The organism is Nocardia macrotermitis (genome assembly GCF_009604405.1).
Classification (GTDB): domain Bacteria; phylum Actinomycetota; class Actinomycetes; order Mycobacteriales; family Mycobacteriaceae; genus Nocardia; species Nocardia macrotermitis.
The window spans coordinates 1-522 of the sequence record NZ_WEGK01000059.1 but is presented as its reverse complement, the minus strand read 5'-3'; the positions used below and the strand labels follow the sequence as shown (position 1 = coordinate 522).

Below are 522 nucleotides of genomic sequence, written 5' to 3'. Positions count from 1 at the left end.
GAAGCCGGTGGCCTAACCCTTGTGGAGGGAGCCGTCGAAGGTGGGATTGGCGATTGGGACGAAGTCGTAACAAGGTAGCCGTACCGGAAGGTGCGGCTGGATCACCTCCTTTCTAAGGAGCACTTCTCCATGACAGTTCACGCAGGTGAATGTGGTTGTGGCAGAGACCGTTTCGGACTCATCTGTAGTCCGGCGGATGCTCATGGGTGGAACGCTGACTGACTCATCGCATCAAGGATTCGGCCATGTCCGGGTCCGCGGTGATATATCGACACACTGTTGGGTCCTGAAAGAACACGCGAGTGTTTCTTTCTAGGCGAATGAACGACAAGACTGGATCTTCAGTCATACCGCCGGATTGTTTCCGGGCTGGTGCTGAGCCGAGATCGGGTTTTGTGTGTTGTTTGAGAACTGCACAGTGGACGCGAGCATCTTTGTTTGTAAGTGTGTAAGAGCGTACGGTGGATGCCTTGGCACCGAGAGCCGATGAAGGACGTAGGAGGCTGCGATAAGCCTCGGGGA

General features: G+C 55.2%; 2 rRNA genes. Both read left to right on the top strand.

What is annotated here, in order from left to right:
• Positions 1-112 (top strand): 16S ribosomal RNA (locus tag NRB20_RS37425); the annotation flags it as partial.
• Between the two features lie 326 nt (positions 113-438).
• Positions 439-522, top strand: a 23S ribosomal RNA gene (locus NRB20_RS37420); the annotation flags it as partial.